The organism is Dyella sp. (assembly GCF_051954575.1).
Lineage (GTDB): Bacteria > Pseudomonadota > Gammaproteobacteria > Xanthomonadales > Rhodanobacteraceae > Dyella_B.
The window spans coordinates 1-4,457 of the sequence record NZ_JBQCHP010000063.1; the positions used below are offsets into that span (position 1 = coordinate 1).

General features: G+C 64.2%; 5 protein-coding genes and 1 pseudogene. 2 read left to right on the top strand and 4 right to left on the bottom strand.

Annotated elements, in window-relative coordinates:
• Window positions 1–272: pseudogene (locus tag ACTHNE_RS08410) on the top strand (X-Pro dipeptidyl-peptidase); the annotation flags it as partial.
• Between the two features lie 89 nt (window positions 273–361).
• On the opposite strand, the gene hemE reads toward ACTHNE_RS08410, so the two are convergent.
• From hemE to ACTHNE_RS08430, 4 genes are all read right to left on the bottom strand, one after another.
• Window positions 362–1,432 (bottom strand): uroporphyrinogen decarboxylase, encoded by a 1,071-nt coding sequence (gene hemE / locus ACTHNE_RS08415; RefSeq protein ID WP_440269010.1) that lies wholly within the window; start codon window positions 1,430–1,432, stop codon window positions 362–364.
• Between the two features lie 3 nt (window positions 1,433–1,435).
• Window positions 1,436–1,699: a WGR domain-containing protein gene (locus ACTHNE_RS08420; protein WP_324944761.1), complete on the bottom strand. Its 264-nt coding sequence runs from the start codon at window positions 1,697–1,699 to the stop codon at window positions 1,436–1,438.
• Between the two features lie 87 nt (window positions 1,700–1,786).
• Complete coding sequence (gene aroB, locus ACTHNE_RS08425) at window positions 1,787–2,890, bottom strand: 3-dehydroquinate synthase (RefSeq protein WP_440269012.1); 1,104 nt, start codon at window positions 2,888–2,890, stop codon at window positions 1,787–1,789.
• A 2-nt stretch (window positions 2,891–2,892) separates the two neighbouring features.
• A complete protein-coding gene (locus ACTHNE_RS08430) occupies window positions 2,893–3,435 on the bottom strand; it encodes a shikimate kinase (protein WP_324944758.1) in 543 nt (180 codons plus the stop codon).
• A 40-nt stretch (window positions 3,436–3,475) separates the two neighbouring features.
• Here ACTHNE_RS08430 and ACTHNE_RS08435 point away from each other — a divergent pair, with 40 nt between their 5' ends.
• On the top strand, window positions 3,476–4,318 hold the full coding sequence (locus ACTHNE_RS08435; RefSeq protein ID WP_440269011.1) for an NAD-dependent epimerase/dehydratase family protein: 843 nt from the start codon (window positions 3,476–3,478) through the stop codon (window positions 4,316–4,318).
• Window positions 4,319–4,457: the final 139 nt, after the last annotated feature.

Consider the following 4,457-nt stretch of genomic DNA (forward strand, 5'->3'; position numbering starts at 1 on the left):
TGGTGGCCTCTCTGTACAGCATGGATCCGACCGGTCTTGCTACCTTGATTACGTGGAAGCCTTATACGTTGCTCAATACGGCGGCGGGTGTGGCCAAGACCATCACGCTGAATTTGGAAGCCACGGACTACCAGATTCCGGCGGGCAATAAACTGGCGTTGGTCATCGACACGGACGATCCGCGTTATGCCAGCGCGACGCCGTACGGTGGCAAAGTGACGTTCAGTTCATCGGCGGCGACGCCTGACACGTTGACGGTGACGTTGCGTTGATTGGCAATGCATCTTGCCTGGATGAAAGATCTGGCGAGGCTGGCCCCTTACCCCATCCCTCTCCCCTCAGGGGAGAGGGAGCCTGCTATCTAGGCAGCGCGCAGCACGCGGCTGTACGTGTGCACTTCATCCACCAGCACTTTCACATGCTCCGGATCAACCTCCGGCGTTACGCCGTGGCCGAGGTTGAATACGTGTCCTGGATGAATGCCGTAGCTGTCGAGCACGCGCCGCACTTCGCGCCGGATCACTTCCGGACTTGCGCGTAGCACGGCCGGATCGAGATTGCCTTGCAGCGCCACCTTGCCGTCCACCGCTTTGCGCGCGTCGGCCAGGTCGATGGTCCAGTCCACGCCGAGTGCCGCGCAGCCGGTGTCGGCCATGTCGGCGAGATGGCCGTTCGCGCCCTTGGAAAACAGAATCAGCGGCAGCTCGCGTGAATGGATGTCGGATTTCAGTGCATCGGCTATCTGAGCGAGATAGCGCAGCGAAAATTCGCGGAACGCTGCGGGGCCTAGCAGGCCACCCCAGGTATCGAAGATCATCAGCGCCTGCGCGCCGGCAGCGGCCTGCGCGCTGAGATACGCAGCGACCGAGCGTGCGAGCGTTTCAAGCAACTTGTGCGCAAGTGACGGATCGTTCCAGCACATCGCCTTCACCGTGGCGAAATCGCGCGAACCTTCGCCTTCCACCATGTAGCAGGCGAGCGTCCATGGGCTGCCGGAAAAGCCGATCAGCGGCACGCGGCCGGCAAGTTCGCGGCGGATCACACGCACCGCGTCCATCACGTAGCGCAGTTCGGTTTCCATGTCCGGCACGCCCAGGCGTTCCACATCGGCGCGCGTGCGTACCGGATGCGCGAACTGCGGACCTTCGCCTTGCGCGAACGACAACCCTAAGCCCATCGCATCGGGAATGGTGAGGATGTCGGAGAACAGGATGGCTGCATCCAGTTCGTAGCGGTCCAGCGGCTGCAGGGTGACTTCGCAGGCCAGTTCCGGATTGGTCGCCAGCGCCATGAAGCTGCCGGCTTTGGCGCGCGTGGCGCGGTATTCGGGCAGGTAGCGGCCGGCCTGGCGCATCACCCACACGGGCGTGGTGTCGACCGGTTCGCGGCGCAGCGCGCGCAGGAAACGATCATTCTTGAGCGTTGCTGACATGTTTTATCGGTGTCCGTAAGGGCCATCGACCCCTTGCGCAAACACCACGCGATAGCCGCGCTTGAGCTGAGCGTCGCGCACTTTTTCGAACGCGGCGATGGCTTCGTCGCGTTCGAGGTATTGATCGCGCTTGAGCGTGGCGCGCCCGCCCTGCGTACCGGACTCGCGGTACAGCGTCCAGCCGCCGAGCAGATCCTGCTCCAGCACGATCTGGACGTAGCGCGGCGGTTCGGCCGAGGCTGGCATGGTTTGCAGATAGAGCCGCATGGCGTCCCTGAATGAGTGCGGCCAGGCGGCCGCAAGGTAAGGCATTTTAGAGGGCAGGCGGCGTCGCAAGCGAGGCCTGGGGTGCGTTCACCGTTGGGCGCAGGCCTCGCGCAATACCGCCAGGACGTTCGATTCATCCACGCCGGCCACGATTTCCGCACGTCCGACGCCTCGCCACAGAATGAATCGCAAAGTGCCGGCGATGTTCTTTTTATCCAGCCGCATCAAGGCCAGCAGTTGCTCGGAATCGAAACCGGGCGGGACGGTGGTCGGCAGGCCCGTGGCGTGCAACAGGCGTTCCAGCCGCACGGTGTCGGCGTGTGCGCTCATGCCCAGGCGCTCAGACAGGCGCGCGGCCAGCAGCATGCCCACGGACACGCCTTCGCCGTGCAGCAACGTGGTGTAGTGGCCGGCTGTCTCCAGCGCATGGCCGAAGGTGTGGCCGAGGTTAAGCAGGGCGCGTTCGCCTTGCTCGGTTTCGTCGCGCGCCACCACGCCGGCCTTGTAGCGCACCTTGGTGGCGATGGCCTGGACCAGCGCGGTTTCCTCGCGCGCGGCCAGCGCATCGGCGTGTTGTTCCAGCCAGGCGAAAAAGGCTTCGTCGCCGATCGCTGCACCTTTGATCACTTCGGCCAGTCCGGCGCGGTATTCGCGCACGGGCAGGCTGTCCAGCGTAGCGATATCGGCGATCACCGCGCGAGGTTGATGGAATGCGCCGACCAGGTTCTTGCCGGCTGGAAGATTCACGCCGGTCTTGCCGCCGACGGAGGAATCCACCATCGACAACAAGGTGGTCGGCATCTGGATGAAGTCGATGCCACGCATCCAGCAGGCCGCGGTAAAACCGGCCAGGTCACCCACCACGCCGCCGCCCAAAGCGATGACGCACGCATCGCGTGTGGCGCCGAGCATGCCCAGCGCTTCGAGCGCGAGCCCCACGTTGGCGAAAGTCTTGTGCGCTTCGCCGTCCTCGAGCAGGAACGACGACCAGTGCAAGCCGTCCAGCCCACGCGCCACGCGTTCCAGGTACAGCGGCGCAACGGTGCGGTTGCTGATCACCAACGCATGCTTGCCGCGCAATGCCGCGCGCCACCGCGCGTGGTCGTCGAGCAGCCCGCGGCCGATCCATACCGGATAGCTGCGTTCGCCCAGCGTGATGTCGATGGTTTGCGCGGAAAGGGTGGTGGTCATGCTCATGCGGCTTGTCGGTTCCAGTGCTGATCGACCAGGGCGATACAGCGTTCGCTCGCCGCGGCCACGCCTTCCTGGGCGGGACTGGGCGAAATGATCAGGTCGGCGGTTTGTTCGTAGAGAGCGGTGCGTGCTTCGGCCATTGCCTGCAGCTTCTGCTGGCGATCGGCGTCGGCCAGCAGCGGACGCGACGTATCCAGCGCCAGCCGCTGCAATTGCACCGGCACGGTGGCTTGCAGCCACACCACATAGCCGCGCTCGCGTAGCGTGCGGCGGTTGGCAGGATCGAGCACCGCCCCCGCGCCGGTGGCCAACAGCACGCCGCGCTGGCCGCTAAACTCCTCCAGCAGCGCACGTTCGCGCCGGCGAAAACCCGCTTCCCCTTCGATATCGAAAATGGTGCTGACGGAAACACCGGTGACGCGCTCGATTTCCTGGTCGAGATCGAGAAACGGCAGGCCGTAGCGTGCGGCGAGCTGCCGGCCGATCGACGTCTTGCCGGCGCCGGTGGGGCCGATCAGGAACAGGTTGCACGAAGGGTTCATGCGTGGATAGTAGCAAGGGAGCGTATCCCAAGGTGGATGGATGTCCGAACGAATCTTGATCGCCGGTTGCGGCGATTTGGGCGAGCGCGTTGCGCATCTGCTGCTGCAGCGAGGCGACGAGGTGTATGCCTTGCGCCGCCATCCGCCGTGCGACGATGGTGGCATCCGCTGGTTGGCGGCGGACCTGACCCGTCCGGAAACGCTCGCCACGCTTCCGTCCGGCATCCAGCGGTTGGTGTATCTGCCGGCGCCGCGTGCGCGCGAGCCGGACGCCTATCGCGCGATATATCTCGATGGATTGCGCAACGTAATCGGCGCATTGGATGGCACATCGTTGAAACGCGTGCTGTTCGTTTCTTCCAGCGGGGTGTACGGCGAGCACGGCGATGAATGGGTGGACGAAGCCACGCCGCCCGCGCCGCAGGGTTTCAGCGGACAGGTGTTATGGGAAGCGGAGCAGTGGCTGTCGCATCAGCCGGTCGAGACGGTGGTGCTGCGCCTGGCCGGGCTGTATGGACCAGGACGATTGCAGCTGATCGATCGTCTGCGCGCAGGACAGATGCATGCGCCGCGCGTGCAGCGGCATTGGGCCAATCGCATGCATGTCGAAGATGCTGCCGCGGCGATCGTGCATCTGCTTGAGCTGTGCGATCCGCAGCACATTTACGTGGGCGTCGACGATACGCCGTTGCCGCTGGACGTTCTCTACGATCATCTCGTCGCGTTGATCGGCGCGCCGCCCGTGCTGAATGGACCGGGACCGGCGGGCATCGGCAGCAAGCGGCTCAGCAATGCACGGTTGCGCGCCAGTGGTTTTCGGTTGCGCTGGCCGGATTCGCGTGAGGGATATGCCGCCTGTTTGCGGGATAGGCAAACCAGCTAGGGCCTGTTTACACTATTTGCGTGGCCCGCGCTGGGATCTGTTTGCGCGCCAGACAAGGAATAGCGAATGAGAGTAAGTCTGTACACGACATAAGTGATTAAGCAGGATGGCGGGCAAACAGACACAACCCGTCGGGTTG

Excerpts from the sequence above, each read along its gene's own strand:
- hemE (WP_440269010.1), bottom strand. The coding sequence starts at position 1,432 with ATGTCAGCAACGCTCAAGAATGATCGTTTCCTGCGCGCGCTGCGCCGC.
- ACTHNE_RS08420 (WP_324944761.1), bottom strand. The coding sequence starts at position 1,699 with ATGCGGCTCTATCTGCAAACCATGCCAGCCTCGGCCGAACCGCCGCGC.
- aroB (WP_440269012.1), bottom strand. The coding sequence starts at position 2,890 with ATGACCACCACCCTTTCCGCGCAAACCATCGACATCACGCTGGGCGAA.
- ACTHNE_RS08430 (WP_324944758.1), bottom strand. The coding sequence starts at position 3,435 with ATGAACCCTTCGTGCAACCTGTTCCTGATCGGCCCCACCGGCGCCGGC.
- ACTHNE_RS08435 (WP_440269011.1), top strand. The coding sequence starts at position 3,476 with ATGTCCGAACGAATCTTGATCGCCGGTTGCGGCGATTTGGGCGAGCGC.